Source organism: Rhizobium sp. TH2 (assembly GCF_024707525.1).
Classification (GTDB): Bacteria; Pseudomonadota; Alphaproteobacteria; order Rhizobiales; family Rhizobiaceae; genus Rhizobium_E.
Genome location: NZ_CP062231.1, coordinates 5,072,493 through 5,097,346, shown reverse-complemented (window position 1 = coordinate 5,097,346; position 24,854 = coordinate 5,072,493). Strand labels below are relative to the sequence as shown.

Below are 24,854 nucleotides of genomic sequence, written 5' to 3'. Positions count from 1 at the left end.
TATGATTACTTGCGGAGATTTTTGTGCCGCTCAAGTGAATTGGCGGAGTTTCTTCTCGAAGAACAGCCGTTCGGCCTCGGTCTGCGAGAGATCATGGGCGAGCCGATAGGCGAGTTTTGCCTCCTCGCTGCGGCCCGTGCGGGCATAGAGATCGGCGCGCACGGCATGGAACGGTTGATAGTGCCCGAGCATGTGGGCAATCGGTGCGAGGCGCTCCAGCGCTGCATCCGGCCCATTGGCATAGGAGAGAGCGACGATCCGGTTGAGTTCGAAGACCGGGTTGTCGGCGATTGCGCAAAGTGATCCGTAGATCAGCAGGATCTGATGCCAGTCGGTTTCGGCGAAACTCGGGGCTTCCGCGTGGACCGCGATGATGGCAGCTTGCAGCTGATAGGGTCCGGGCCGCCCGCGCCGCAGCGCCCTTTCGAGCAGCGCGCTTCCCTCCGAAATTTCCCGGCGGTCCCACAGGCCGCGATCCTGGTCCTCAAGCGACAGGATTTCGCCCTCGGTGCCCAGCCGTGCGGAGCGGCGTGCATGGTGCAGCAGCATGAGGGCGATGAGCCCCTCGATTTCGGGCTCATCCGGGCATAATGCGGCCAGCAGCCGCCCGAGGCGGATCGCTTCCTCGCAGAGTTCGCGGCGGATATGTTCCGCGCTGGACGAGGCATAGCCCTCGTTGAAAATCAGGTAGATGACCGCGAGTACGCTTTCGAGCCGCTCGTTCCAGCCATCCGGCCCCGGCACCTCATAGGCGATGCCCGCCTGGGTGATCTTGTGGCGGGCGCGCACCAACCGCTGGGCCATGGCTTCCTGGCTGTCGAGGAAGGCGTCGGCGATCTCCACCGTCGTTAGGCCGCAGACCGATCGCAGGGTGAGCGCGACGCGCGTCTTCTTCTCGAGCGCCGGATGGCAGCAGGTGAAGATCAGCTTCAGCCGCTCGTCCCTGATCGGCTCTTCTGTCTCGTCCTCTACGGATTCGTTTTCCATTTGAATGAGATGGGCGATTTCTGCTGATTTTGTGCGGAAGTTCGCTGACCGCCGCAGGCGGTCGATCGCCTTGCGCTTGGCGGACTGCATGATCCAGGCTGCCGGCGAATGCGGCAGCCCGTTGCGTGTCCAGTGGATGAGCGCGGATTCGAGCGCATCCTGCAAACTGTCCTCGGCGAACTGGAAATCCCGCAAGGCGCCCACGAGGTTCGACAGAAGACGGCCGCCGTCCCGGCGCGCCAGCGCGTCGATCGCGCCGGCGATAGTGGCCGCTTCCGCCGAAGCCTCGCTCATCAGCGGTCGAAGACCATGATGGGACGAACTTCGACAGCGCCGCTGGCCGCACCGGGAATCAGCGCCGCGTAGCGGATGGCGTCATCGAGATTGGCGCAATCGAGAATGTAGAAGCCGCCGAGCTGTTCCTTGGTCTCGGCAAAGGGGCCATCCATGGATTCCGTCTTGCCGTTGCGAACCCGGACCGTGGTCGCGGTGGAGGATGGCTGCAGCGCGTCGCCGGTGACGTAGACGCCGTCACGCTGGTAGGTTTCGTTGGCGATCCGGTAGCCGGCCATCATTTTCCCGAACTCCGGGGATTCGGGCGGGGTCATGGTTGCCGGGTCGGTGTAGATCAAAGCCATGTATTTCATTTCTCATCTCCTCTTTGGCCAATCCTGTTGATTGGCACCTGATGACGAACGGGCTTTCGCGGATCGACATGCGACCCACGAAAAATTTCACGAAAGCGAATAGGCGAGGTAGGCGGCCGCGCCGAGCATGGTCAAATGGGTGCCGACAGCGCCCGCGATCCGGTACGGATCGGCCGGCTTCTCAAGATTGATTCCGAACAGGTGAAGGGCGCGTGCCGCGAGAAGCACGATGCCGATCACATGCAGCCACGTCGCCGGCATGCCGCGCGCCTCGGCCAATGCCATCAAGAACAGCGCGAAGGGCACGAATTCGGCGAAATTGCCGTGCTTGCGGATCCAGAGCGCGAGTTCCGGATGGCCGCCGTCCATGATGGCGACGCCGAACTTGCCGCGCTTGGTGCTGACGATGAGGGCGAGCACGATCATGGCGATCGCAAGAATGCAGGCGTAGATCGAAGTAACCTGGAAGGCCATGGGCCAATCCCCCTTTGTGTTGACGATACACCGGGGTGACGATCCGCCAATCGGCAAATCGACATGGAATTCAAATTATTTGTCGCGTCGATGCCTATCCGGCAAAGCCGCCATCGGCGAGGAACTTCAGCTCCTCCGGCGTGGATGTGCGGCCAAGCTGCGGATTGCGATGCGGGAAGCGCCCGAAGCGCTTGATGATCTCGTGATGCTCGTCGGAATACTTGGTCCACTCGCCACCAAGCGCGTTGAAGAGTTCGACGGACAATTCCTGATCCGCGAGGTCCTCCGAATGTTCGAAAGGCAGGTAGAAGAAGGCGGCGAGCACTTCGCCAACCTCCTTGTCGTGACCCTTTTCGATTGCCATGCGCGCATACGTTCTGGCCAGCGGATCGGTCGCGAACATGTGGCCGGTGCCTCGGAAGACATTGCGCGGGAACTGGTCGAGCAGGATCATCAGGGCAAGCGCGCTGTCGGGATGCTCGGTCCAGTCGTCATGCTCGCGGCGGGCCGCAGCGAAATGCAGATTCATGAAGCGGCTGCTGAATTCCTGGTCGAAGGCGGCGTCCTTGGTGAACCATTTTTCATAACCGGCGTCCTTCCAGAAGGCGAGGCAATCGATGGCTTTATGGATGGTCTGGTTCATGTCTGGCATCCCTCGGTTCATCTCTGGATGGAGGGTTTAGCCAATAATTCGAGGCATATGCAACCGATCTTCTGGTCAGCCGGCGAAACGATAGTGGCCTGTGATCTCCATGGCGAAGAGCACATCCTCCGCGCGGGCGCCAAACCCGATATTATGGATGAGAAGCGGTGCGGTATCGGCGTCGTTCATGCGCCTGGAGACGATGCCGATATGCGGGCGACCGTTGGGGAGGACCTGCGAGACGATATCGCCCGGCTTGTAGTCCATGGCCTTGGAGGAAACCGGCAGCGCGACGTCACGGCGCTCAAAGAAGGTCCTGAGGTTCGGCACGCGGCGGTGGTCGATATTGGTATCGGTCGATGCGAGGCCCCAGAGCTTCGGATAGGCGGAGAACGCCTTGCGCATGTCGTCATGGACGAGCTTTTGCAGGTCGAGTTCGAGACCGTCGCGATAGGCGCGGACGACGACATCGGTGCAGACGCCCATCAGGCGCGGCACGTCACCCTTGGGATAGTCGAGTTGCCGATAACTCGGATCGTAGATGAGGGTGACGCCGATCTGGTCTTCGGCGGCCTTGACCAGCTTTTCGGCCCACGGTTCGGCAGGGACAACCTGGCCGCTGCCTTTGGATGGCCAGAGTGAAACGCCGCCCGCAACCACGAGGCCCGTGGCAGCAGCCGTGACGAACAGCCGGCGCGAAATCATGAGAACCCCCGAAAATCTCTCCAGGAGCAAGTAGGGGTTGCGATTCCGGCGGATTTTTGGCGCGACCTGGGTCGCGCCGTCAGACGAGGCTCAATCTTCGCCGTGGTTGGCGATCATCATGGCTTCGAAGGCGAGGCGATCGGTCTTCTTCATCCGCTCGGATTCCGACTTCAGCTGGCCGCAGGCGGCGAGGATATCGCGGCCGCGCGGCGTGCGGATCGGCGAGGCATAGCCGGCGGCATTGATGAAATCGGCGAAGGCCTCGATCGTTTCCCAGTCCGAACACTCGTATTTCGAGCCCGGCCACGGGTTGAACGGGATGAGATTGATCTTGGCGGGAATGCCCTTGAGCAGCTTGACGAGATCGCGCGCGTCGGTGAGCTGATCGTTGACGCCCTTCAGCATCACATATTCGAAAGTGATGCGGCGGGCGTTCGATAGGCCGGGATAGGCCTTGCAGGCGGCGATCAGATCCTTCAGCGGGTATTTCTTGTTGATCGGCACGAGCAGGTCGCGCAGGTCGTCGCGCACGGCGTGCAGCGAGATCGCCAGCATGACGCCGGTCTCTTCACCGATGCGGACGATCTCCGGCACGACGCCCGAGGTCGACAGCGTGATGCGGCGCTTGGAGAGCGACAGCCCATCACCGTCGGAGGCGATGAGCATCGCCGTCTTGACGTGGTCGAAATTGTAAAGCGGCTCGCCCATGCCCATCATCACCATATTGGTGATCTTGCGACCCTCGGACGGCACGATCGCACCCTGCGGCGTGTCGCGGTCCGGGAAATCGCCCAGCCGGTCGCGGGCGAGCAGGAGCTGCGACACGATTTCCTCTGATGTGAGGTTGCGCACCAGGCGCTGGGTGCCGGTGTGACAGAAATCGCAGGTCAGCGTGCAGCCCACCTGGGAGGAGACGCAAAGCGTGCCGCGACCGTCCTCTGGAATGTAGACGGTTTCGATCTCGACCGGACGGCCGGCGCCGCGCGGGGGAAAGCGCAGCAGCCATTTGCGGGTGCCGTCATTGGAGATCTGCTCTTCGACGATCTCCGGCCGCTGGATGGTGAAATGGGCGTGCAGAAGTTCGCGCAAATCCTTCGAGACATTCTTCATGTCGTCGAAATCCGAGACGCCGCGGATATAGAGCCAGTGCCAGATCTGCTGCACCCGCATCTTGACCTGGCGCTCGGGCAGGCCCTTTTCGACCAGTGCCTTGCCGAGTTCCTCGCGCGTCAGGCCGATCAGCGAAGGCCGGACCTCCAGCATCGCAGGCGAAAACGCCATAGGTTTTTCTTGAGCCGGGCTCAGTGCTTCCATCGTGGTCATGTCTGATGTCCTGTCGCGCTTGCCCGCTGGAAAAGTCTCCGCTGGCTGCGCATCCCTGTCATATGGGAAATTTGCGCCCGCTTAGCATCATTTTCTCGTGGAGTCACCATTGACCGCCATATATTGCATTTTGCAATGGTCTACTTGAAATATATCGCGCAATATGCAATACCATCGAGATGAAGCCGGTCACATATTCGCGGTCCGCCCAAAAGGCGTTGCAGAAAATCCCGCGAAACATCGCGAGCCTGATCGTTTCCAAGATAAACCAATATGCCGCTGATCCCGCAAGCCTCGCCAATAACACGAAGACCCTGAAGGGCGAGTTTGCCGGACTTGTGAGATTGAGAGTTGGTGACTGGCGGGTCATCATGGATGATCGCGGCAACGTCCTGCTGATCGCAGAGATCAAGCCTCGAGGAGGCGCTTATGAATGAGATGCTGAACAGACAGGTTATCATCGCGCCGAGCGGCGAGCGCATGGTCGTCCTGCCCGAGGCCGACTATCTCGCATTGGTCGAGCGGCTGGAGGACGCAGAAGACGTGGCCTCGGCGAATGCGGTGCTGCGACGTATCGCTCAAGGCGAGGAGGAACTGATCCCCTCCGCGGTTGTCGAGCGGCTGCTGGATGGCGTCAATCCCATCACGGTCTGGCGGGAACATCGCGGTTTGACGATTTCCGCCCTAGCCGACAAGGCTGGGCTGTCGCAGTCTTATCTCTCGCAGATCGAGGCAGGCAAACGCGAAGGCCGGATCGGTGTGTTGAGCAAGCTGGCGCGCGCCCTGTCTGTCGATCTCGACGATCTCGTTTCGCCGCCGGAAGCCGTGGAATGAAAAAGGGCCGGTCGAACCGGCCCTCTTCAAATCGCCGTGCACTGCCTGTTACTGGCAGCTTTCGATCTTCTTGAGCGCGGCCGAGATGCCGGAGAGCGAGAAGACATAACCGGTCTTGGTGCCCTTCTTGGAGACAGCACCCATGCTCATGGCCTTGCCCGAGCGCATGGCGGCGACCAGCGCCGGTTCTTCGGCGGCGTTTTCCAGCCAGGCAGAGCGGCCCTTGGTGAACATGATGAACTGCTTGGCATCGACGGTCACGGTGACCTTGGAGCCGGCCTGAAGCTCATAGCCGAGCATGGCCTGCGGCTCATAGGAAATGTTCTGGCCCGGGCGCTGCGTGACCAGGAAGAAGACATCGCCGTGATCGACCTTGGCAGGCGTCAGTTGCTTCGGATCCGGAACGGTCAGCACATAGCAGACCTTGCCGGGGTTGCCCTGGTAGAAATAGGCACCCCAAGCCTTGAACTGCTCGATACGCGTCGGCGACTGCGCGAATGCGGACGAAGCGACGGCCATGACGGCCAGGAGGGCGGCAGCCAGTTTTTTCGCGAACATGTTTTCCTTCCGGTTTTACTCAACAGCCGGCTCGCATGGTGGAGCACAGCAGAATTTGCGTTCATTCTGACTTAATTCAGGTTACCAAAGAGTCAATGCGGCGTTCAGCCGGCGACAATAGCGTCCCATTTTCACACGTCCATACATTTCCCATGGCTATATACGAAGGAAATTCAGGAAATGACGCGCGTCTGCCGATTTTTATGAGGGGAGAAATCAGGCAGCATTTAGGCGTGGCTGTAAGCGGGCGATGGCCAAGAGGCCAAGAACTACAGCGGCTTGAGGCTCAACCGGTCTTCTCCGGATCGGCAAGCGCCCGATCGGCCCGGTCGTAGTGCTGCGGCTTGAGATGCACCCGCACCGCGCTGATTGCCGCAGCCAGGACGGCGATATCGTCGGAAAAGCCGACCACCGCCAGGATATCCGGGATCATATCGAAGGGCAGGATGAAATAGGCAAGCGCCGCAAGCAGGATGCCGCGGACGCGCTTCGGCGATTCAGGATCGATCGCGCAATAAAAGCCCGCCACGACATCTCGGGCGAAAGGCAATTGCCGGAAGGCACGGCGGAAGGTCGGCCAGAAACCGGCTTTCACCTTTTTGGCGCGCTTTTCGGCATCGGATTCTTCTCCCGGCAGCAGAATTTCGCCAATCTTGACGTCGTCCATCTAGGTTCCCCGTTCTCGGTCAAAAAACATATGGGAAGGTCTTTTGCGTTTTCAATGCTTCGCCGCCTTGTCCATCTTGCCGGCCATTTTGAAGTCGAGTTCAGTCAGGCCCTTGGCGTCGTGGGTGGTCAGCTTCACCTCCACGGTGCGATAGACATTGAACCATTCGGGATGATGGTCGAGCTTCTCGGCATGGATGGCGCATTCGGTCATGAAGCCGAAAGCCTCGACAAAGTTCCCGAACTTAAAGGTCTTGTTGATGGCGGTCCCGTCATCGGACAGCGTCCAGCCTTCCAGTGCTTGAAGGCCGGTCTCGACATCGGTAGTGGATAGTTTCTCGCGCGGCATTGGCTTCCTCGTTCTCTGATCGGCATGAATTGTAGCATGGAAAAAAGGCGAATTCTTTTCGTTTGTCTCGGCAATATTTGTCGTTCGCCATTGGGTGAGGGCATTTTGCGGCAGAGGGCGGTAGAGCGCGGCCTCTCGCACCTCGTCGAGACGGAGTCGGCGGGAACGGGGGGCTGGCATCAGGGCGATCCACCCGACCATCGCTCGATCGCCGTCGGCCGGTCGCATGGCATCGACATCGGCGCGCAGCGGGCGCGGCAGCTCAAGGTGGATGATTTCACCCAGTTTGACCTGATTTTCGCGATGGACCGCGACAATCTTCGTAACCTCGTGCAGCGTGCGCCACACGATTCCTCGGCGGATCTCCATCTGTTCATGGACTATGTCAGCGGCACGACGCGGGATGTGCCCGATCCCTATTACGGCACGCCGAAGGATTTCGAACACGTCTTCGCCATGCTCGACAAGGGATGCGGATACCTGCTCGATACGCTTTTCGGGCGTGCTGCCCGGCAGGGGTGATTAACCGGCGGCGCAGTTTTTGGACTGGTAGGCGGAATTGATCGCCTGGACTTCACCCTTGGCGCGGGCGACACCCTCTTCATTATCCTTGCCGGCCATCGAGGCGACGGGGATATGGATCACGGACATCGCCGCCTTGTCGTGCTCGGAGGCGTTGAGCTGCGCCTTTTCGAGCGCCGCGAGTTCGGCCTCCTTCTGCATCTTGAGAGGCCCGAGTTGGGCGCACTGCATCTGCAAATAGGGATCGACCGCGACAGGTGTCGCCATGATTTCGTCAGGCCGCTTGGCGCAGCCGGCAGCGAGCAGCATCGCCGCACAGACCAGAAGCTTCTTCATTGTACCCACCAGCATAAATCGCGGCAGCCCGGAAGCCGCCACCCTGAGAATGACGCTTATGCCTTCAAACCTGAGTGCTTAGCAAGAGCGTATCCATGATACGATAGCTGGCAGCCGGTGGTTTCCCAACCGTTGCAACAAATTTGGATCAGGGGTGCAATTCACCGAGCGGCACGGGCCGCGCCGGCACGGGTTGCAGCAGCGGATACTCCTCCTCGACCACGTAAGGTCCGCCGCCGGTGGAATCGCGCGACGACATCAGCAGGAACTTGGTGACGGTGAACGGTCCGGCGGAGAAATTGCCGCGTCCGGTCAGGTAATGCAGCACGTCATCGACCCGTGCGTTCCTGAGGCGCGCGAGCGTCACATGCGGCGTGAACTTGCGCGGTTCGGGCGGCAGGCCAATGCGCTGGCAGACGCGTTCGAGATCGGCCTGCAACGCCATCAGTTCCGGGGCGGGCTGCACGCCGGCCCAGATCGAATGCGGTTTCTTGTTGCCGAAGAAACCGGTGCCCAGCAGATTGAGCGTGAATTGCGGTTTCCGCACCCTGTCGAGCGCCTGGACCACTTCATCAGCGGTGCGGTGGTCGATATCGCCGATGAATCTCAATGTAATATGGAAATTCTCACGGTCGATCCAGCGGGCCCCTGGTACACCGCCCCGCAATAGCGAAAGGCTCATGGCCGCGCTTTGCGGGATTTCGAGGGCGGTAAAAAGTCTCGGCATGGCGAGCTCCCCGAATCGAACTGACTACCTCAAGGAATCATCGATTGGTCAGAGGCGCAATCCCCAAATATTGTTATACCGCATTGCATAACAAATCATTGCGGCAGGGATTTGAGGAAGGTCTCGAAGACGGGGAAGAACTTTTCGGCCATGATTTTTGTTCCCGCGCCATTCGGATGCATGCCGTCTTCGAGTTGCATGCCGGTGTTCAACGTCACGCCATCGAGGAAGAACGGATAGACCGGGACGCCGTGTTTCTCGCCAAGCAACTTGTACATGCCGTTGAATTTGGTCTCGTAGTCGGCGCCCATATTCGGCGGCGCCAGGATGCCGGCGAGCAGCACGTAAATCTTGCGCTCCTTGAGCCGGACGATCATGGTTTCGAGGTTTTTCAGGCTCTCCTCGGGGGAAAGTCCGCGCAAGGCGTCGTTGGCGCCGAGTTCGAGGATCACGCCATCCGTACCGTCGGGGATCGACCAATCGATGCGGGCGAGCCCGTCCGCCGTCGTGTCGCCGGAGACGCCGGCATTGGTGATCGTGACGTCGAGGCCCTTCGATTTGGCCAGCATTTCCAGCCGCGCAGGAAATGCTTCATCAGGGGGAAGTTGATAGCCGGCAGTGAGCGAGTCGCCGAAAGCAACGATGTTCAACGTGCGGGCACCGGCGGAATCCAGGGATAACAATAGCGTGAGGGCCGCAAATAAAGCGGTTCCGAGAGCTTTAAATGTCATCCATTGACTCCTAAGTTGCGGCGCAGCGCGCAGGGTAGAGCAGAATATAGGATTCATGATCCGTGGATGAAACCATCATCGAACTGAAAAAGGCCGATCTTACCCTCGGCCATGGCGCCAGTGCCGTCCACGTCCTCAAATCGCTCGACCTGGAAATCTTCAAAAGCACATCCTGCGGCATTACCGGTCCCTCCGGTTCCGGCAAGTCGACGCTGCTGATGGTGCTTGCGGGCCTCGAACGGCTCGATCGCGGCGAGATCCGCATCGCGGGAACCGACCTTCACAGTGCCGACGAGGACACGCTGGCCGCCTTTCGCGGGCGGAATATCGGCATCGTGTTCCAGTCGTTCCATCTCATCCCGAATATGACGGCGTTGGAGAATGTTGCCGTGCCGCTGGAACTCGCGGGCAATCGCGACGCGTTCGGCATCGCCCGGCGGGAGCTTGAAGCCGTCGGTCTCGGCGAGCGGCTCAGCCATTATCCCGGCCAGCTATCAGGCGGCGAACAGCAGCGCGTGGCGATTGCGCGGGCGCTGGCGCCATCGCCGAAACTGCTGATCGCCGACGAGCCGACGGGCAATCTCGATGGCGAAACCGGCCGCCACATCGCCGACCTCCTGTTCTCCAAACAGGCCGAGCGCGGCATGACGCTGCTGTTGGTGACCCACGACGAGACGCTTGCCGCACGCTGCGGCCGCCAGATCAAGATCCGCTCCGGCGAAATCATCGACGCAGGGCTCTGAGATGCGGAGCGCAAGGGTATTTTTCGGCCACCTGCCGCTGGCCTTCCGGCTCGCTTTGCGCGAAATGCGCGGCGGCTTGCGGGGCTTTTACATTTTCATGCTGTGCATCCTGCTCGGCACGGCGGCGATCGCGGGCGTCAATTCGGTCGCCCGGTCGATGACTTCGGCGATCGACGCCCAGGGGCAGGAAATCCTGGCCGGCGACCTGCGCTTCGGGCTCAAGAACCGCGATGCCTCGGTGGATGAGCTGGCCTATATCAAGAGCCTTGGAAAGGTACAGCTTTCCACCAATCTGCGTTCCATGGTCCGTAGCGGGGACAAATCCACCCAGGCGCTCACCGAACTCAAGGCGGTCGATGGTGCCTATCCGCTTTACGGCACGTTCACAGCCGAGCCTGACCAGCCGATGCAGGACCTGCTCGCGGAGAAAAACGGCACCTTCGGCGCCGTCGCACAGCCGCTGCTGCTCGATAGGCTCGGCGTGAAGGTGGGCGACACGATCCTGCTCGGCGACATGGCGATGACCGTGCGCGGCACGATCGTCGCGGAGCCCGACGCATTGTCGGACGGGTTTTCGTTTGCGCCACGGCTGGTGGTTTCACGTGATGCACTGACCAGGAGCGGACTGGTCAAGATCGGCAGCCTGGTCGATAATTTCTACCGCGTGAAGCTCGACGACCCCACGCGTGGGCGTCGCGATATCCGCAAGGAAGCCGAAGCGAAGTTCCCCGAGGCCGGCTGGTCGGTGCGCGGCTCGAGCAACGCGGCGCCGTCGCTGTCTGAGAATATCGAGCGCTTTTCGGAGTTTCTGACGCTTGTCGGCCTTGCCGCATTGGCCGCCGGCGGCGTCGGCGTTGCCAATGCCGTCGGCGCCTTTCTCGACAGCAAGCGGCAGGTGATCGCCAGCTTCAAGAGCCTCGGCGCGCCGGGGCATCTGATCGTGATGATCTACATGATCCAGATCCTCGCCATTGCAGCCATCGCGATTCTGGCGGGGCTGGTCATAGGCGCGGCGATCACGCCGATCGCGGGATATTTTCTCGAAGGCTATGTGCCGGTGCCGCGCGGGCTCAACCTCTATCCGTCGGCCTTGGGTATCGCGGCCTTGTTCGGCCTCTTGACGACCATCGCCTTTTCGATCCTGCCGCTGGGCCGCTCGCGGCTGATCCGGGCGACGGAACTTTTTCGCTCGCAATCCTATGATGGCTGGCGGATGGTGCCCTTGCGCTACTATATCAGCGCTGCCGCAGCCTTCCTACTGATCGCATTGCTCGCCGTGTTCTCATCCGAGAACCGGTTCATCGCGCTGGTTTTTCTCCTGGCAACCGCAGGCGCCTTCGTGGTGCTCAGGCTGGTGGCTGCCGGCGTCGCTCTCATCGCGCGGCGGGCGCCGAAGGTCACATCGCCGGCGCTACGCCTCGCCATCGGCAATATCCACCGGCCGGGCTCGCTGACGGCGTCTGTCGTTCTTTCGCTCGGACTGGGCCTGACGCTCCTCGCCTCGCTCGCGCTGATCGAGGGCAATCTGCGCGGCAATCTCGCCGGCGCGATGGCCGAGAAGGCGCCGAATTTCTTCTTCGTCGATATCCAGAGCCGCGATCTCGACCGGTTCCGGTCCGTGCTGGCCACGACCTCGCCGAAGGGCGAAGTAGTTGAGGTGCCGATGCTGCGCGGGCGGATTCTCGCGTTCAACGGCGAGGATGTGCAGAAGCGGAGCATCGACCCCGCCGCCCGCTGGGTGCTGCAGGGCGATCGCGGCATCACCTATTCCCAAGCGCTGCCGACCAATGCAACGCTCAAGGAGGGTCAATGGTGGGCGAAAGACTATTCCGGTGAACCGCTGGTGTCCTTCTCCGCCCAGGAGGCGGGGGAACTCCGCCTGAAGATCGGCGACACGGTGACCGTCAATGTGCTGGGACGGAACATTACGGCGAAGATCGCGAATTTCCGCAAAGTCGAATGGCGCTCGATGTCGATCAATTTCGTCATGGTCTTCTCGCCCAATACGTTCAAGGGCGCGCCGCATGCCTGGCTCGCCACGCTGACCGACGGCCATTCGACGACTGCGGCCGACGGGAAAGTCATGCGCGAGGTGACCAATGCGTTTCCGGGCATCACCTCGGTGCGGGTGAAGGATGCGCTGGATGTCGCCTCCAACATCGTGGCGCAGCTGGCCGTCGCGATCCGGGCGGCGGCCTCGATCGCCATTGTGGTTTCCGTACTGGTGCTGGCAGGCGCGATTGCCGCCGGCAACCGGGCGCGAATCCATGATGCGGTGGTGCTGAAGACACTTGGTGCCAAGCGGACCATGCTGATGCGGGCCTATCTCTACGAATATTTCCTGCTCGGCCTGTCAGCCTCGGTCTTCGCGCTCGCGGCGGCGACGGCGGCGGCCTGGTATGTGATGATCGCGATCATGGATCTGCCCTTCAGCTTCCTGCCGGGCACGGCGGCATCGACCGTGATCCTCGCGCTGCTGGTGACAGCGGGCACGGGACTCCTCGGCACATGGTCCATCCTAGGACAGAAAGCGGCGCCGGTACTGCGGGAGCTTTAGAAAAATCTGATTACTGCGCGTATTTTGGGGCCTCCCGAGGCGGCAGATGACGCATTTGTCATCACTTGCCTCTTGCCTAGAATTGAAAGCCGCCCCATATTCATCGGTAGCTTGCTGAAGCTCCCAGCGGCGCACGGGCAATGACCGCTCTTACGGCCTATGGTCCGACACCGTGTTTTTAAAACAAAACGGAGCTTTGTTAGAGGAAACTATGTCTGACATCAGAGACTTTCAAACCCGCACGGTGAACGCCGCCGGCGTGCGCACCGATGCAGATATCGACGCGGGCCTGCGCGCCCATATGCTCAAGGTTTATAACCTGATGGCATTGGGTGTGGCGCTGACTGGTCTCGTCGCCTATTTCGTCGCCGACCTCGCGTTCACGAATGGCCAGGTCAACGCCTTCGGCCAGGCTATCTACCTTAGCCCGCTGCGCTGGGTGGTGATCCTTGCTCCGCTCGCTCCGGTGCTCTTCCTGAGCTTCGGCATCGAACGGATGAGCGTATTCACGGCGCAGCTCCTGTTCTGGGTCTATGCCGGTCTCGTAGGTCTTTCGCTCTCGACCGTATTCGTCGTCTACACGAATGCGTCGATCGTGCAGACCTTCGCCGTGACCGCCGCGTCCTTTGCCGCCCTTTCGCTCTATGGTTACACGACCAAGCGCGACCTGTCGGCCATGGGCTCGTTCCTGATCATGGGCCTGTTCGGCCTGATCATCGCCTCGCTGGTCAACCTGTTCCTGGCATCGTCGGCGCTTGAATTCGCGATCTCCGTGATCGGTGTTCTGATCTTCGCCGGCCTGACCGCCTGGGATACGCAGAAGATCAAGGAAATGTACCTCGAAAGCGACGGCTTCGAAGCCGCCGGCAAGAAGGCCATCATGGGCGCGCTGAGCCTCTATATGGACTTTATCAACCTGTTCCTGTTCATGCTGCGCTTCATGGGCAATCGCGAATAGCAACGGTTTCTGCTAAGGATATCAGGGCGGCCTCCGGGTCGCCCTTTTTCATGCCTGATTTCGAGAGCCAAAATGAAGATCCGCATTCGCGATGCCGTGTCCGCCGACCTGCCCATCATCTGTGAAATATACCGCGATTCCGTGCTGACGAATGTCGCGACCTATGAGCTGGAGCCGCCTTCCGACGAAGAGATGGCGTCGCGCTTCGCCACGATCACCGGGCAGAACTACCCCTACATCATCGCCGAGGACGGCAACGGCAAGGTGCTGGGCTACGCCTATGCCTCGCCCTTCCGGACGCGCCCGGCCTACCGGTATCTCGCGGAGGATTCGATCTATGTCGCGCCGGATTCGCGAGGACTGGGCGTCGGCGGCGCGCTGCTGGATGCGCTGATGAGCGCCACAGCGAGCCTTGGCATCAGGCAGATGATCGCCGTCATCGGCGGCGCCAGCCCGGCCTCGATCGCCGTGCATGAAAAGGCGGGCTTCAAGCATGTCGGCCGGCTGCCGGCGAGCGGCTTCAAGTTCGGCCAGTGGATCGACACGGTGCTGATGCAGATCGAGCTCGGCGAGGGTGTTGATACGATTCCCACCGAGGAGCCGGGGTTGAGGAAGCTGGTGTAACGGGCGGCCGGGGACAGCCCCTCATCTGCCTGCCGGCATCTACTCCCTGCGGGCGGGGAGAAGGGACTCGCTGCACCCTTTTGCGCTACTTCGAGGTGTTGAGGAGGCGCAGCGGGTGAGCGCAGCGTCCCCTCGCCCCGTTCTTACGGGTGAGGGGCAAATCACTTACTGTTCCCCCAACTTCATCTCCGGATCATAATCCTTCCCCGGCACGTCCTTCACAATCGCCTGGCCGCAGATGACCTGGCCCGTCACACTGTTGAACGTCAGCGTCGGCGCGCCGTGCAGTTCCCAGCCCTTGTTGAGGTTCATCGTCACGCGATGGCAGAAGGCGTTGTCGTCGGGGCCGGTGAGGAAGCGGTAGACTTTCATATCTTTTTCCCTGCTTTAGTCATTCGGGCTTGGATCATCCGGGCGCGGGCGGCGATCCGGCCTGCCTGTTCGAAATGCAGCCGCTCGACCATGCGGCCGGCGACATTGATGGCGTTCTTGCCTTGGGCCTCGGGCGTTGAGAAGGCGGCGACGATCGCCTCCGCTTCCGCGAGTTCTTCGGCAGAGGGCTGGAAAATTCGGTTCGGAGCATCGATCTGTGCCGGGTGGATCAGCATCTTGCCATCGAAACCCATCGCACGGCCCTGTATGCATTCCGCCTCGAATTGTGCCAGATCCTTGAAATCATTCGACACCGAATCGATCACCGTCAGCCCGAAGGCGCGGGCGGCCAGCACCACCTGCATCAGCCAGTGGATGAGATAGGTGCGTGCGGGATCGAAGGGAATACGGGTGTCGTTGCGCAGGTCGTTGAGGCCCATGACGAGGCAATCGAGCCTGCCGCCCGCTGTGCGGCCCGCCTCGGCGATCGGTCCGGCATTGAGGATCGCGAGCGGCGTTTCCATCATGGCCCAGAGGCGGATCGTCTCCGGCGCATCGTTTTCCGAGAGGAAGACCGCAACATCGAGAATGTCGTCCTGCGCCCGCACCTTGGGCAGCAGCACGGCGTCGGGTTCGCATTCGAGCACCAGGGCCATGTCCGTATCGTAATGCGTCGAGGACGCCTGGTTTATCCGGATGATGACTTCGCGATCGGCTGTACCCCGCGCCTTGAAGAAGGCACGGATATTGGCGCGCGCCTCCTCCTTCTTTTCCTCGGCCACGGCGTCCTCGAGATCGAGAATCACCGCATCGCAATCAAGCTCCGCGAGCTTGTCGATGGCGCGCTGGTTGGAAGCAGGCAGGCAAAGAACGGAACGGCGCAGGTGCTGCGGGTGGTGGTCGAAAATCATGCTCATGGCCTCTCTATGGCCCGATTTAAGCCGGGTTTCAAGAATATGTGAGATTACTGATACGTCGAACCTCTTGCAATTCTCGGGCTTCTGCCCCACATTGCCATTAAAGGAATGGTGAAATCCATGAGAAGCATTCGTTCGTTTTTCCTCACGCTCGCGGGCCTGACGCTGGTCGCCATCGTCGCGCTGTTCACAGCGTCGATCGGTATTGCGATCGCCGGCGCGGTATCCGTGCTGCTGTTTGGCCAGTGGCTTTCCTCGCTGCTTGCCGGCAATGAGCGCGAACCGGTGCGCGCCTATGCCCGCACCCATCGCGCGCAGGACGGTCGTCCGGTGCGCGTCTGGAACGATGGCAAGGGCACGATTATCGACATGTGATACATCGGCCGGGCTCTTTGCCTTGGCCATGGGAAGGCGGACAATTGGTTCCGCCTTTTTTGTTGCCCGGATTTTTTCGACGAACATATTGATTGAGTGCCGACATGCAGTTCACGGGTACCGAAGACTACATTGCCGAGAAGGACCTGATGATCGCGGTCAATGCCGCGATCCGGCTTGAGCGGCCGCTGCTGGTCAAGGGCGAGCCGGGAACCGGCAAGACGGAACTGGCGCGCCAGATCGCCCGGAGCCTCGGGCTCGAACTCATCGAATGGAACGTGAAATCCACCACCAGGGCGCAGCAGGGGCTCTACGAATATGACGCCGTGTCGCGGCTGCGCGACAGCCAGCTGGGCGACGAGCGCGTGCATGACATCAAGAACTATATCCGCAAGGGCAAGCTCTGGCATGCCTTCGAAGCACACAAGAAAGTCGTGCTGCTGATCGACGAGGTCGACAAGGCCGATATCGAGTTTCCCAACGACCTGCTGCAGGAACTCGACCGCATGGAGTTCCACGTCTACGAGACCGACGAGACGATCCGCGCGATCACACGGCCCATCGTCATCATCACCTCCAACAACGAGAAGGAACTGCCGGACGCGTTCCTGCGCCGTTGCTTCTTCCACTATATCCGCTTTCCCGATGCCGATACGCTGGCGGCGATCGTCGAGGTCCACTATCCCGGTATCAAGAAGCGGCTGCTTTCGGCGGCGCTGACGCGGTTCTTCGAGATTCGCGACATGCCGGGGCTGAAGAAGAAGCCCTCGACATCGGAGGCGCTCGACTGGATCCGCCTGCTCGTCGCCGACGATGTCGAGCCGGAAACGCTTGCGGCAAGCGACAAGAACGCCCTGCCGAAACTGCACGGTGCGTTGCTTAAGAATGAGCAGGATGTGCATCTCTTCGAACGGCTGGCCTTCATGGCCCGGCGCGAGATGCGATAGGGCGCAGATCCCAGTGGCTGCGCCCGCCAAATCGACTGAATTTCAACCCGATTGAAAATGTGCATCACCCGGTATATGAGAGAAACCGTGGTGATTTGCCGGCCGGCTTGCAGCCACGTTAAACAAATCGCTAAATAGGGCCACCGGAACTCGGGGACCGTCAGCGATTGTTTATCGCCGGCGTATTGGAGTGCCCCGATGCCTATCAAGATTCCCGACCAGTTGCCCGCGTTCCAGACGCTTGTTGCCGAGGGCGTGTCCGTGATGACGGATTCCGCCGCCATCCGGCAGGATATCCGCCCGCTGCAGATCGGCCTGCTCAACCTGATGCCCAACAAGATCAAGACCGAGGTCCAGATGGCGCGCCTCGTCGGCGCCTCGCCGCTGCAGGTCGATCTGTCGCTCGTCCGCATCGGTGGGCACAAGTCGAAGAACACGTCCGAGGATCATCTGCTCTCGTTCTACAACACCTGGGACGAGATCAAGCACCGCAAGTTCGATGGCTTCATCATAACAGGCGCGCCGGTGGAGATGCTCGATTACGAGGATGTGACCTATTGGGACGAGATGAAGGCGATCCTCGACTGGACCGAGACCAATGTCCATTCGACGCTCAACATCTGCTGGGGCGCGATGGCGGCGATCTACCACTTCCACAAGGTGCCGAAATACATCCTGCCGGAGAAGGCCTTCGGCGTGTACCAGCATCGCAATCTCAATCCGTCCTCGCCCTATCTGCTTGGTTTCTCCGATGATTTCGCAGTTCCCGTATCCCGCTGGACCGAGGTTCTGCAGAAGGATATCGACCCATCCTCGGGGCTCGAGGCGCTGATGACTTCACCCGATGCCGGGCTGTGCCTCGTCGCCGAGAAGAAGGGCAACCGGCTCTACATGTTCAATCATGTGGAATATGACTCGACCTCGCTGGCCGACGAATATTTCCGCGATCAGTCGGCCGGCATCCCGATCAAGATGCCCGCCAACTATTTTACCCACAACGACCCGACCCAGCCGCCGCTCAACCGCTGGCGCAGCCACGCGCATCTGTTGTTCGGCAACTGGATCAACCAGGTCTACCAGACGACGGAGTTCGATCTGAGCCAGGTGGGGATTCGGGCCAAGGTGCTTGAGGAGGCGTAAGGCAAGCCCGTGTTCATCCCCTTCTTCCTCGAACTCAAGGCAGCGAAAGTCCCGGTCACGCTCCGGGAATATCTTTCGCTGCTCGAGGGGATGGATGCACATATCGCCGACTATGATATCGAGGCGTTCTACTTCCTGGCGCGTGCGGCGCTGGTGAAGGACGAGCGGTTCATCGATCGGTTCGACCAGGTTTTCGCGCATTATTTCAAGGGCGTCGAGGCGGTAGCCGGTACGTCGGCGGTCGATGTGAGCGACATTCCCGAGGAATGGCTGCGGCGGCTGGCGGACAAACATCTGACCGACGACGAGAAGCGGCTGGTCGAGAGCCTCGGCGGTTTCGACAAGCTGATGGAGGCGCTCAGGCAGCGACTCGAGGAGCAGAAGGGTCGGCATCAGGGCGGTTCGAAATGGATCGGCACCGGCGGCACCTCGCCCTTCGGCGCCGGTGGCTACAATCCCGAAGGTGTCAGGATCGGGCAGAAGGAATCGCGCCATCGCCGGGCGGTGAAGGTGTGGGACGAGCGCGCCTTCAGAAATCTCGACGATTCGGTCGAACTGGGCACCCGCAACATCAAGGTGGCGCTGAAACGCCTGCGCCGCTGGGTGCGTGATGGCGCGGACGAGGAACTCGATCTCGACGACACGATCCGCTCGACCGCCGAGCATGGCTGGCTCGACGTCAAGACCCGACCGGAGCGCAAGAACCGCGTCAAGCTCCTGATGTTCTTCGATATCGGCGGCTCGATGGACGATCACCTGAAGGTGGCGGAAGAGCTGTTCTCGGCGGCAAAATCGGAATTCCGGCAGCTCGAATATTTCTATTTCCACAATTGCCTTTACGAGGGCGTGTGGAAGGACAATCACCGCCGGCGCTCATCGATGATCGATACCGTGGATGTGATCCGCACCTATGGGCCGGACTACAAGGTGATCTTTGCAGGCGACGCCTCGATGAGCCCGTATGAGATCACCATGCCGGGCGGCTCGGTCGAGCATTGGAACAGCCGGGCGGGGGCGGCCTGGCTCAATCTGATCACCGGGCATTTCCGCAAGAGCGTCTGGCTCAATCCGGTGCCGGAGAAGCATTGGGGTTATACGCAGTCGATCGGAATCGTGCGCCAGCTCTTCGCCGGCAAGATGTATCCGTTGACGCTCGGCGGGCTGGAGGCTGCGGCAAAAGAATTGTCGCGATAGGGGTCTTCACCCTATATAGGTCCTGTCAGTTCAGTATTCCGGAGCACGACCATGAGCGAAGCGGCAAAGACCACAATCGACCAATCCGAGGTCGACCGTTTCTCCGCGATGGCGGCGGAGTGGTGGGATCCGGCGGGCAAGTTCAAGCCGTTGCACAAATTCAACCCGGTACGGCTCGCCTATATCAGGGACCGTGCCTGCCGGCAGTTCGGCCGCGATCCGAAGTCGCACAAGCCACTGGAAGGGCTGCGCTTGCTCGATATCGGCTGCGGCGGCGGGTTGCTGTCCGAGCCGGTGGCGCGGATGGGCGCCAATGTGCTCGGCGCCGATGCGTCCGAGAAGAATATCGGCATCGCCAAGACCCATGCCGAGCAATCCGGCGCGGTGGTGGATTATCGGGCGGTCACGGCCGAAGCGCTGGCCGCCGATGGCGAGAAATTCGACATCGTGCTCAACATGGAAGTGGTCGAGCATGTCTCTGATGTGCCCTTCTTCATGGAAACCTGCGCCTCGATGGTGAAGCCCGGCGGTCTGATGTTCGTCGCCACGATCAACCGCACATTCAAGGCGGCGGCGCTCGCCATCGTCGCGGCCGAAAACATCCTGCGCTGGCTGCCGCGTGGCACGCATCAATATGACAAGCTGGTGCGTCCGGAGGAGTTGGAGGCGCCGCTGGTGGCCTCGGGCATGGTGGTGACCGATCGCACTGGCGTGTTCTTCAACCCGCTGAGCAACCAGTGGAACCTGTCTAGGGATATGGACGTGAATTACATGATCGTGGCCGAGCGGGCGTAGTCGATCTTCTCGCTACTCCCCACCCTGCTCCAGTGGCGCGCCCGGCAGATAAAGTGAAATCGGCCTGATTTCGTAAACCGCCGATGGATTGGCGCGGCGCAGGTCGCGGGCTGCGGCCACGGCTTGCTCGATATCAGGGAAATCCACGACGTAGAGACCGAGAAGCTGTTCCTTGGTTTCGGCGAAGGGGCCGTCGATGACCACGCCCGCACCGGGGCCTCGCAGCGTGACGGCCCCAGTGGTTGGGCCAAGCCGCGCTGCCGGCCCGAGGTGCTTTGCCTTGACGAGACGATCGTTGACCTGCAGCAACTCGGTCATCAGCGTCGCGTCTTCCTCGGCGCTCCAGGATTCCACGACGCCTTCGAGGTGATAGGCCAGGATTGCGTAATACATGCATGATTTCCTTCAATAGGCACAATCGCGTTGCGCACGGAATCGCCCGCGAGCGATCACGCGCCGGACAGGTCTTTTCCGTGCAGTATCAGCAGGCCGGCCGTCAATCGTCGATCCGGAAACCGACCTTCATCGACACTTGGTAATGCTCCACCGAACCATTCTTGATATGTCCCCTGATCTGGTCGACTTCGAACCAGTCGAGGTTTCGCATGGTTTTCGAGGCGCGCGAAATTGCGGCTTCGATCGCATCGGTTACCGAGGTCTTGGAACTGCCGACGAGTTCCACTTTCTTGTAGACATGATTGGACATGCTAGCCTCCCTGGCCGGTCGGGCCATGGGCCGCGGCCGGCGATCACGATCAGGCAATTCTTGATCGATGTCAAACGGCACCGCCGCTTCAGAACATCTTGTATCCGTAGCGGTCGATGATGAAGCGGTCGCGATCGGCAACGAGCTTGTAGGTCTCGTCGTCATAATAGGTATCGTATTTGCGGTGGACGGAGACGTTGGTCTTGCCGATCGTCTCGATGTCTTCCATCGTCACCTTCGCGCCGACCGCTTGCAGCATGTCGTAGATATCGCCGTTCAATGTTTCCATCCGGAGGATGCGCCTGGTGATCGTGTGCTCGTCGGCGAAGCGTGAGAGCTCGTCATAGGTCCGGGCCTTGCGGCCGATATTGTTCCACTTGTCGAATTCCGTGGTCAGCGCCAGGAAGCGGTATGTCTTGAAGCCGATCACGGATTTCACGTCGCTCGTGGCATAGCCTTCCTTCTGGATGTGCCTGCCCTCTTCGCCCAGTACGAGCTTCAGCCAGGCCCGGAAGTTCGCCTCGTTGGAAGCATCGGCATAGAGCGCTTTCCAGTCCGGGCGGCGTCCGATGCGGGCTGCCGATCTCGCCAGCGCTCCTGCCGCTGCGCCGACGCCGCCATGCTTTTGCGCGTGGCGGATTTCGCTCCAGGGCGTGGCCACGAGATATTTGTGGAAGCCGCCGCTCCCGCCGCAGCCGAAGGCCCAGAGCGAGACGTACCAGTCCCAGGGATTGCGGACGGATGAAACGATCAGCCGGTCCTTGTAGGCGTCATAGTCCTCCAGCTGTTCGTGGCGTTCCTTCGTCTTGCCCTTGGTATGCTTCTTCAGCACCTTGGTCACATGGGTGCTGCCGGTTTTCTGCATCTGGAGATAGACGAGCTTTTTGGATACGAACATTTTGTCTTTCTTCGATTGATCTCTGCATCCGCCATAGGGATCGCTGGCATCTATGCCATGGAGGATGCGGGATTTGCAACGTCAGGCACCTTGGAGCCTCTTGCATTGAAATGGAGCCGATTCTGCCGGGCATCTTTCCGCCTGGATCAGAGGCGATTGGCTCGGACGTATATTGAAACGAAAATGCCCCGGATTATCCATCCGGGGCACGGTCATCGGTTGCTGGACTGATCAGGCGGTCTGGTATGCGCCGTGGCAGTGTTTGTATTTCTTGCCCGAGCCGCAGGGGCAGGGCTCGTTGCGGCCGACTTCGCCCCAGCTTGCAGGGTCGTTCGGGTTGCGGGTCGTCTCCTGGACCGCGAATACGGTGTTGCCAATCGGCGTGCCTTCGAGGAAATCGTCCTCGCCCGTCGAGGCATCGAGATGATGGCCGTGCATCTCGGGCAGGTCGTCCATCGGCGGGGCGTTCTGCACCAGTTCGACGCGCATCAGCTGGCCGACCACCGTGTTGCGGAGGTTGGCGAGCAGCGCCTGGAAGAGTTCGAACGCTTCCTGCTTGTATTCCTGCAGCGGGTCGCGCTGGGCGTAGCCGCGGAAGCCGACGACCGAGCGCAGGTGCTCGAGATTGACGATGTGATCGCGCCAGAGGTGGTCGAGGGTCTGCAGCAGCACGGAGCGCTCGACATAGTTCATCAGCTCGTCGCCGAAACGCTCGCGCTTTTCCTTCATTTCGTCGTCGGCGGCGGCCTTGACGCGCGCGGAGATGTCGTCCTCGGCAATGCCTTCCTCGGCGGCCCATTCGGGGATCGGCAGGTCGAGGTTAAGGCTCTTGATGATCTCGTCCTGGAGGCCCTTGGTGTCCCACTGCTCGGCATAGGCGCGCTCGGGAATATACTTGCCGATGATGGAATCGGCCACTTCGTGGCGCATGTCCTCGACGTCCTCGGTGACGCTTTCGGCGTCCATCAGTTCGAGGCGCTGCTCGTAGATCACCTTGCGCTGGTCGTTGAGCACGTCGTCATATTTCAGGAGGTTCTTGCGGATGTCGAAGTTGCGCGCCTCGACCTTCTTCTGGGCGCGTTCGAGCGCCTTGTTGATCCAGGGATGGACGATTGCCTCGCCTTCCTTGAGGCCGAGCTTGACCAGCATCGAATCCATGCGCTCGGAACCGAAGATGCGCATCAGGTCGTCCTGCAGCGACAGGAAGAATTTCGAACGGCCGGGGTCGCCCTGACGGCCGGAACGGCCGCGCAGCTGGTTGTCGATGCGGCGGCTTTCATGGCGTTCTGTTGCCAGCACGTAAAGACCGCCGGCCTCAATCGCCTTGGTCTTCAGCTTCTGGACTTCCTCGCGGATGGTGGCTTCGCGCGCATCGCGATCCGGACCGGGCTCGACATCGCCGAGTTCCTGGGCGATCCGCATGTCGGGATTGCCGCCGAGCTGGATGTCGGTGCCGCGACCGGCCATGTTGGTGGCGATGGTGATCGAGCCCGGCACGCCGGCCTGAGCGACGATGAACGCTTCCTGCTCGTGGTAGCGGGCGTTCAGGACCTGGAAGTCCTTGAAGCCTTCATTGCGCAGGCGGGTCGCGAGATATTCGGACTTTTCGATCGACGTCGTGCCGACCAGCACGGGCTGGCCGCGCTTGGCGCAATCGAGGATATCGATGATGATCGCCTTGTATTTCTCCTCGACGGTCCGGTAGACCTCGTCGTCCTCGTCGAGGCGCTTGATCGGCAGGTTGGTCGGCACTTCGACCACTTCGAGGCCGTAGATGTTGCCGAATTCCTCGGCTTCGGTCGAGGCCGTGCCGGTCATGCCAGCAAGCTTGGCATACATGCGGAAGTAGTTCTGGAAGGTGACCGAGGCAAGCGTCTGGTTCTCGGGCTGGATCGACACGTGTTCCTTGGCTTCGAGCGCCTGGTGCAGGCCTTCGGAGAAGCGGCGGCCCGGCATCATGCGGCCGGTGAATTCGTCGATGATGATGATCTCGCCGTTGCGGACGATGTAGTCCTTGTCGGCGGTGAACAGCTTGTGGGCCTTCAGCGCGTTGTTGACGTGATGGACGATCGCGACATTCTCGACGTCGTAGAGCGATTCACCCTTGAGGTGGCCCGCCGCGCGCAGCAGGTTCTCGAGCTTCTCGGTGCCGCCTTCGGAGAAGTTCGCCGAGCGCTGCTTCTCGTCGATCTCGTAATCTTCGGGGCTCAGCTGCGGGATGAAGGCGTCGATGAGATTGTAGAGGTCGGACTTGTCTTCGAGCGGGCCGGAGATGATCAGCGGCGTGCGGGCCTCGTCGACCAGGATCGAGTCGACTTCATCGACGATCGCAAAATTGTGGCCGCGCTGGACCATCTGGTTCTTCTCGTACTTCATGTTATCGCGGAGATAATCGAAGCCGAGCTCGTTGTTGGTGCCGTAGGTCACGTCGCAGCCGTAGGCCTCGCGGCGCTGGTCGTCATCGATGCCATGCACGATCACGCCCGTCGATAGTCCAAGGAAGGTGTAGATCTGGCCCATCTGGGCAGAGTCGCGCTGGGCGAGGTAATCGTTGACGGTGACGACATGCACGCCCTTGCCGGAGAGTGCGTTGAGATAGACGGGCAAGGTCGCGACGAGCGTCTTGCCTTCACCGGTCTTCATTTCGGCGATCGCGTTTTCGTGCAGGATCATGCCGCCGATGAGCTGTACGTCAAATGGCCGCATGCCGAGCACGCGGCGCGCCGCCTCGCGGGCCACGGCGAAGGCCGGCGCCAGGATGTCGTCGAGGCTCTTGCCGGCGGCGAGCTGCGCCTTGAACTCATCCGTCTTGGCCCGGAGTTGCTCGTCGCTGAGCGCCTTGATCTGCGGCTCGAGCGCATTGATCTCGGCGACGCGGGTGCCATAGGAACGGATTCGGCGGTCGTTGGAGGAACCGAACAATTTGCGGGCGATGCCGCCAAGACTGACCATTGCTATGGTCCTTTCCCAAATCTATTTCACGTTAAACGCCTGGAGGGATTCAATGAAGACCCGACAAAAGACGTTCCGGCGCACGCCGCTATTCGCGTCGCCAAGGTCGCGAGACAGATAAGAGGGGGTGTTCGCCATGTCAACGGGACCGGGTCAAAGTCTCGCTTTTCCGAT

General features: G+C 60.9%; 30 protein-coding genes and 1 riboswitch. Of the genes, 12 read left to right on the top strand and 18 right to left on the bottom strand.

Annotated elements, in window-relative coordinates:
* Positions 1–30: 30 nt before the first annotated feature.
* The 6 genes from IHQ71_RS24975 to rlmN all read right to left on the bottom strand — a co-directional run bounded on the left by IHQ71_RS24975 (position 31) and on the right by rlmN (position 4,737).
* Positions 31–1,281: an RNA polymerase sigma factor gene (locus IHQ71_RS24975; RefSeq protein WP_258159102.1), complete on the bottom strand. Its 1,251-nt coding sequence runs from the start codon at positions 1,279–1,281 to the stop codon at positions 31–33.
* On the bottom strand, positions 1,281–1,634 hold the full coding sequence (locus IHQ71_RS24970) for a YciI family protein (RefSeq protein ID WP_258159101.1): 354 nt from the start codon (positions 1,632–1,634) through the stop codon (positions 1,281–1,283). The genes IHQ71_RS24975 and IHQ71_RS24970 overlap by 1 nt, the downstream gene beginning before the upstream one ends.
* Positions 1,635–1,721: 87 nt before the next feature.
* On the bottom strand, positions 1,722–2,108 hold the full coding sequence (locus tag IHQ71_RS24965; RefSeq protein ID WP_258159100.1) for an MAPEG family protein: 387 nt from the start codon (positions 2,106–2,108) through the stop codon (positions 1,722–1,724).
* Positions 2,109–2,202: 94 nt separating this feature from the next.
* Positions 2,203–2,751 carry a DUF924 family protein gene (locus IHQ71_RS24960; RefSeq protein WP_258159099.1) on the bottom strand — a complete coding sequence of 183 codons (549 nt, stop codon included), beginning with the start codon at positions 2,749–2,751 and terminating at the stop codon, positions 2,203–2,205.
* A 75-nt stretch (positions 2,752–2,826) separates the two neighbouring features.
* Positions 2,827–3,456 (bottom strand): DUF1287 domain-containing protein, encoded by a 630-nt coding sequence (locus IHQ71_RS24955; protein ID WP_258159098.1) that lies wholly within the window; start codon positions 3,454–3,456, stop codon positions 2,827–2,829.
* A 90-nt stretch (positions 3,457–3,546) separates the two neighbouring features.
* Positions 3,547–4,737, bottom strand: coding sequence for a 23S rRNA (adenine(2503)-C(2))-methyltransferase RlmN (gene rlmN / locus IHQ71_RS24950; protein WP_374990054.1), 1,191 nt, complete (start codon positions 4,735–4,737; stop codon positions 3,547–3,549).
* A gap of 221 nt (positions 4,738–4,958) precedes the next feature.
* Here rlmN and IHQ71_RS24945 point away from each other — a divergent pair, with 221 nt between their 5' ends.
* Together IHQ71_RS24945 and IHQ71_RS24940 are read left to right on the top strand one after the other, a co-directional pair.
* Positions 4,959–5,216 carry a type II toxin-antitoxin system RelE/ParE family toxin gene (locus IHQ71_RS24945; RefSeq protein ID WP_258159096.1) on the top strand — a complete coding sequence of 86 codons (258 nt, stop codon included), beginning with the start codon at positions 4,959–4,961 and terminating at the stop codon, positions 5,214–5,216.
* Positions 5,209–5,613, top strand: coding sequence for a helix-turn-helix domain-containing protein (locus tag IHQ71_RS24940; protein ID WP_258159095.1), 405 nt, complete (start codon positions 5,209–5,211; stop codon positions 5,611–5,613). The genes IHQ71_RS24945 and IHQ71_RS24940 overlap by 8 nt, the downstream gene beginning before the upstream one ends.
* 48 nt (positions 5,614–5,661) lie before the next feature.
* Here the strand turns inward: IHQ71_RS24940 and IHQ71_RS24935 are convergent, their stop codons facing one another.
* From IHQ71_RS24935 to IHQ71_RS24925, 3 genes are all read right to left on the bottom strand, one after another.
* On the bottom strand, positions 5,662–6,171 hold the full coding sequence (locus IHQ71_RS24935) for a DUF1176 domain-containing protein (protein WP_258159094.1): 510 nt from the start codon (positions 6,169–6,171) through the stop codon (positions 5,662–5,664).
* Positions 6,172–6,457: 286 nt separating this feature from the next.
* Complete coding sequence (locus IHQ71_RS24930) at positions 6,458–6,838, bottom strand: YkvA family protein (RefSeq protein WP_258159093.1); 381 nt, start codon at positions 6,836–6,838, stop codon at positions 6,458–6,460.
* 51 nt (positions 6,839–6,889) lie between these two features.
* Positions 6,890–7,186 (bottom strand): 4a-hydroxytetrahydrobiopterin dehydratase, encoded by a 297-nt coding sequence (locus tag IHQ71_RS24925; protein WP_258159092.1) that lies wholly within the window; start codon positions 7,184–7,186, stop codon positions 6,890–6,892.
* 36 nt (positions 7,187–7,222) lie between these two features.
* Here IHQ71_RS24925 and IHQ71_RS24920 point away from each other — a divergent pair, with 36 nt between their 5' ends.
* Complete coding sequence (locus tag IHQ71_RS24920; protein WP_258159091.1) at positions 7,223–7,708, top strand: low molecular weight protein-tyrosine-phosphatase; 486 nt, start codon at positions 7,223–7,225, stop codon at positions 7,706–7,708.
* On the opposite strand, the gene IHQ71_RS24915 is transcribed toward IHQ71_RS24920, so the two are convergent.
* The 3 genes from IHQ71_RS24915 to IHQ71_RS24905 form a co-directional block, all read right to left on the bottom strand.
* A complete protein-coding gene (locus tag IHQ71_RS24915; protein WP_258159090.1) occupies positions 7,709–8,044 on the bottom strand; it encodes a hypothetical protein in 336 nt (111 codons plus the stop codon).
* Positions 8,045–8,192: 148 nt separating this feature from the next.
* On the bottom strand, positions 8,193–8,771 hold the full coding sequence (gene thpR, locus IHQ71_RS24910; protein WP_258159089.1) for an RNA 2',3'-cyclic phosphodiesterase: 579 nt from the start codon (positions 8,769–8,771) through the stop codon (positions 8,193–8,195).
* A 95-nt stretch (positions 8,772–8,866) separates the two neighbouring features.
* The gene (locus IHQ71_RS24905) at positions 8,867–9,502 is read right to left on the bottom strand and encodes an arylesterase (protein ID WP_258159088.1); all 636 of its coding nucleotides are present in this window, start codon (positions 9,500–9,502) and stop codon (positions 8,867–8,869) included.
* A 62-nt stretch (positions 9,503–9,564) separates the two neighbouring features.
* Between IHQ71_RS24905 and IHQ71_RS24900 the strand changes: the two genes are divergently transcribed.
* The 4 genes from IHQ71_RS24900 to IHQ71_RS24885 all read left to right on the top strand — a co-directional run bounded on the left by IHQ71_RS24900 (position 9,565) and on the right by IHQ71_RS24885 (position 14,384).
* Positions 9,565–10,245, top strand: a complete 681-nt coding sequence (locus tag IHQ71_RS24900; protein WP_258159087.1) for an ABC transporter ATP-binding protein — start codon at positions 9,565–9,567, stop codon at positions 10,243–10,245.
* A 1-nt stretch (position 10,246) separates the two neighbouring features.
* On the top strand, positions 10,247–12,802 hold the full coding sequence (locus IHQ71_RS24895; RefSeq protein WP_258159086.1) for an ABC transporter permease: 2,556 nt from the start codon (positions 10,247–10,249) through the stop codon (positions 12,800–12,802).
* A 211-nt stretch (positions 12,803–13,013) separates the two neighbouring features.
* Entirely contained in the window at positions 13,014–13,760 is a 747-nt protein-coding gene (locus IHQ71_RS24890) for a Bax inhibitor-1/YccA family protein (protein ID WP_258159085.1), read from the top strand.
* A 72-nt stretch (positions 13,761–13,832) separates the two neighbouring features.
* Complete coding sequence (locus IHQ71_RS24885; protein WP_258159084.1) at positions 13,833–14,384, top strand: GNAT family N-acetyltransferase; 552 nt, start codon at positions 13,833–13,835, stop codon at positions 14,382–14,384.
* A 165-nt stretch (positions 14,385–14,549) separates the two neighbouring features.
* On the opposite strand, the gene IHQ71_RS24880 is transcribed toward IHQ71_RS24885, so the two are convergent.
* Positions 14,550–14,756 carry a DUF1737 domain-containing protein gene (locus tag IHQ71_RS24880; RefSeq protein WP_258159083.1) on the bottom strand — a complete coding sequence of 69 codons (207 nt, stop codon included), beginning with the start codon at positions 14,754–14,756 and terminating at the stop codon, positions 14,550–14,552.
* The gene (locus IHQ71_RS24875; RefSeq protein WP_258159082.1) at positions 14,753–15,673 is read right to left on the bottom strand and encodes a CoA ester lyase; all 921 of its coding nucleotides are present in this window, start codon (positions 15,671–15,673) and stop codon (positions 14,753–14,755) included. Before IHQ71_RS24875 ends, IHQ71_RS24880 begins: the two co-directional genes overlap by 4 nt.
* 120 nt (positions 15,674–15,793) lie before the next feature.
* On the opposite strand from IHQ71_RS24875, the gene IHQ71_RS24870 reads away from it, so the two are divergent.
* The 5 genes from IHQ71_RS24870 to ubiG all read left to right on the top strand — a co-directional run bounded on the left by IHQ71_RS24870 (position 15,794) and on the right by ubiG (position 20,124).
* Positions 15,794–16,048: a hypothetical protein gene (locus IHQ71_RS24870; protein ID WP_258159081.1), complete on the top strand. Its 255-nt coding sequence runs from the start codon at positions 15,794–15,796 to the stop codon at positions 16,046–16,048.
* Positions 16,049–16,152: 104 nt separating this feature from the next.
* The gene (locus IHQ71_RS24865) at positions 16,153–16,995 is read left to right on the top strand and encodes a MoxR family ATPase (protein ID WP_258159080.1); all 843 of its coding nucleotides are present in this window, start codon (positions 16,153–16,155) and stop codon (positions 16,993–16,995) included.
* Positions 16,996–17,072: 77 nt separating this feature from the next.
* Positions 17,073–17,150, top strand: a riboswitch (SAM riboswitch).
* A 43-nt stretch (positions 17,151–17,193) separates the two neighbouring features.
* Complete coding sequence (metA, locus tag IHQ71_RS24860; RefSeq protein WP_258159079.1) at positions 17,194–18,135, top strand: homoserine O-succinyltransferase; 942 nt, start codon at positions 17,194–17,196, stop codon at positions 18,133–18,135.
* A 9-nt stretch (positions 18,136–18,144) separates the two neighbouring features.
* A complete protein-coding gene (locus IHQ71_RS24855; RefSeq protein ID WP_258159078.1) occupies positions 18,145–19,329 on the top strand; it encodes a VWA domain-containing protein in 1,185 nt (394 codons plus the stop codon).
* Positions 19,330–19,380: 51 nt separating this feature from the next.
* Positions 19,381–20,124, top strand: a complete 744-nt coding sequence (gene ubiG, locus IHQ71_RS24850; RefSeq protein WP_258159077.1) for a bifunctional 2-polyprenyl-6-hydroxyphenol methylase/3-demethylubiquinol 3-O-methyltransferase UbiG — start codon at positions 19,381–19,383, stop codon at positions 20,122–20,124.
* 12 nt (positions 20,125–20,136) lie between these two features.
* On the opposite strand, the gene IHQ71_RS24845 is transcribed toward ubiG, so the two are convergent.
* The 4 genes from IHQ71_RS24845 to secA form a co-directional block, all read right to left on the bottom strand.
* A complete protein-coding gene (locus IHQ71_RS24845; protein WP_258159076.1) occupies positions 20,137–20,517 on the bottom strand; it encodes a YciI family protein in 381 nt (126 codons plus the stop codon).
* A 103-nt stretch (positions 20,518–20,620) separates the two neighbouring features.
* The gene (locus tag IHQ71_RS24840) at positions 20,621–20,830 is read right to left on the bottom strand and encodes a dodecin (RefSeq protein ID WP_258159075.1); all 210 of its coding nucleotides are present in this window, start codon (positions 20,828–20,830) and stop codon (positions 20,621–20,623) included.
* 88 nt (positions 20,831–20,918) lie between these two features.
* Positions 20,919–21,728, bottom strand: a complete 810-nt coding sequence (locus IHQ71_RS24835; RefSeq protein ID WP_258159074.1) for a sulfotransferase family 2 domain-containing protein — start codon at positions 21,726–21,728, stop codon at positions 20,919–20,921.
* A gap of 231 nt (positions 21,729–21,959) precedes the next feature.
* Positions 21,960–24,680, bottom strand: coding sequence for a preprotein translocase subunit SecA (gene secA, locus IHQ71_RS24830; protein WP_258159073.1), 2,721 nt, complete (start codon positions 24,678–24,680; stop codon positions 21,960–21,962).
* Positions 24,681–24,854 lie beyond the last annotated feature (174 nt).

Bases quoted from the DNA above. Each gene is read 5' to 3' on its own strand.
- IHQ71_RS24975 (WP_258159102.1), bottom strand. From the start codon at position 1,281: ATGAGCGAGGCTTCGGCGGAAGCGGCCACTATCGCCGGCGCGATCGAC.
- IHQ71_RS24970 (WP_258159101.1), bottom strand. From the start codon at position 1,634: ATGAAATACATGGCTTTGATCTACACCGACCCGGCAACCATGACCCCG.
- IHQ71_RS24965 (WP_258159100.1), bottom strand. From the start codon at position 2,108: ATGGCCTTCCAGGTTACTTCGATCTACGCCTGCATTCTTGCGATCGCC.
- IHQ71_RS24960 (WP_258159099.1), bottom strand. From the start codon at position 2,751: ATGAACCAGACCATCCATAAAGCCATCGATTGCCTCGCCTTCTGGAAG.
- IHQ71_RS24955 (WP_258159098.1), bottom strand. From the start codon at position 3,456: ATGATTTCGCGCCGGCTGTTCGTCACGGCTGCTGCCACGGGCCTCGTG.
- rlmN (WP_374990054.1), bottom strand. From the start codon at position 4,737: ATGGCGTTTTCGCCTGCGATGCTGGAGGTCCGGCCTTCGCTGATCGGC.
- IHQ71_RS24945 (WP_258159096.1), top strand. From the start codon at position 4,959: ATGAAGCCGGTCACATATTCGCGGTCCGCCCAAAAGGCGTTGCAGAAA.
- IHQ71_RS24940 (WP_258159095.1), top strand. From the start codon at position 5,209: ATGAATGAGATGCTGAACAGACAGGTTATCATCGCGCCGAGCGGCGAG.
- IHQ71_RS24935 (WP_258159094.1), bottom strand. From the start codon at position 6,171: ATGTTCGCGAAAAAACTGGCTGCCGCCCTCCTGGCCGTCATGGCCGTC.
- IHQ71_RS24930 (WP_258159093.1), bottom strand. From the start codon at position 6,838: ATGGACGACGTCAAGATTGGCGAAATTCTGCTGCCGGGAGAAGAATCC.
- IHQ71_RS24925 (WP_258159092.1), bottom strand. From the start codon at position 7,186: ATGCCGCGCGAGAAACTATCCACTACCGATGTCGAGACCGGCCTTCAA.
- IHQ71_RS24920 (WP_258159091.1), top strand. From the start codon at position 7,223: ATGGAAAAAAGGCGAATTCTTTTCGTTTGTCTCGGCAATATTTGTCGT.
- IHQ71_RS24915 (WP_258159090.1), bottom strand. From the start codon at position 8,044: ATGAAGAAGCTTCTGGTCTGTGCGGCGATGCTGCTCGCTGCCGGCTGC.
- thpR (WP_258159089.1), bottom strand. From the start codon at position 8,771: ATGCCGAGACTTTTTACCGCCCTCGAAATCCCGCAAAGCGCGGCCATG.
- IHQ71_RS24905 (WP_258159088.1), bottom strand. From the start codon at position 9,502: ATGACATTTAAAGCTCTCGGAACCGCTTTATTTGCGGCCCTCACGCTA.
- IHQ71_RS24895 (WP_258159086.1), top strand. From the start codon at position 10,247: ATGCGGAGCGCAAGGGTATTTTTCGGCCACCTGCCGCTGGCCTTCCGG.
- IHQ71_RS24890 (WP_258159085.1), top strand. From the start codon at position 13,014: ATGTCTGACATCAGAGACTTTCAAACCCGCACGGTGAACGCCGCCGGC.
- IHQ71_RS24885 (WP_258159084.1), top strand. From the start codon at position 13,833: ATGAAGATCCGCATTCGCGATGCCGTGTCCGCCGACCTGCCCATCATC.
- IHQ71_RS24880 (WP_258159083.1), bottom strand. From the start codon at position 14,756: ATGAAAGTCTACCGCTTCCTCACCGGCCCCGACGACAACGCCTTCTGC.
- IHQ71_RS24875 (WP_258159082.1), bottom strand. From the start codon at position 15,673: ATGAGCATGATTTTCGACCACCACCCGCAGCACCTGCGCCGTTCCGTT.
- IHQ71_RS24870 (WP_258159081.1), top strand. From the start codon at position 15,794: ATGAGAAGCATTCGTTCGTTTTTCCTCACGCTCGCGGGCCTGACGCTG.
- IHQ71_RS24865 (WP_258159080.1), top strand. From the start codon at position 16,153: ATGCAGTTCACGGGTACCGAAGACTACATTGCCGAGAAGGACCTGATG.
- metA (WP_258159079.1), top strand. From the start codon at position 17,194: ATGCCTATCAAGATTCCCGACCAGTTGCCCGCGTTCCAGACGCTTGTT.
- ubiG (WP_258159077.1), top strand. From the start codon at position 19,381: ATGAGCGAAGCGGCAAAGACCACAATCGACCAATCCGAGGTCGACCGT.
- IHQ71_RS24845 (WP_258159076.1), bottom strand. From the start codon at position 20,517: ATGTATTACGCAATCCTGGCCTATCACCTCGAAGGCGTCGTGGAATCC.
- IHQ71_RS24840 (WP_258159075.1), bottom strand. From the start codon at position 20,830: ATGTCCAATCATGTCTACAAGAAAGTGGAACTCGTCGGCAGTTCCAAG.
- IHQ71_RS24835 (WP_258159074.1), bottom strand. From the start codon at position 21,728: ATGTTCGTATCCAAAAAGCTCGTCTATCTCCAGATGCAGAAAACCGGC.
- secA (WP_258159073.1), bottom strand. From the start codon at position 24,680: ATGGTCAGTCTTGGCGGCATCGCCCGCAAATTGTTCGGTTCCTCCAAC.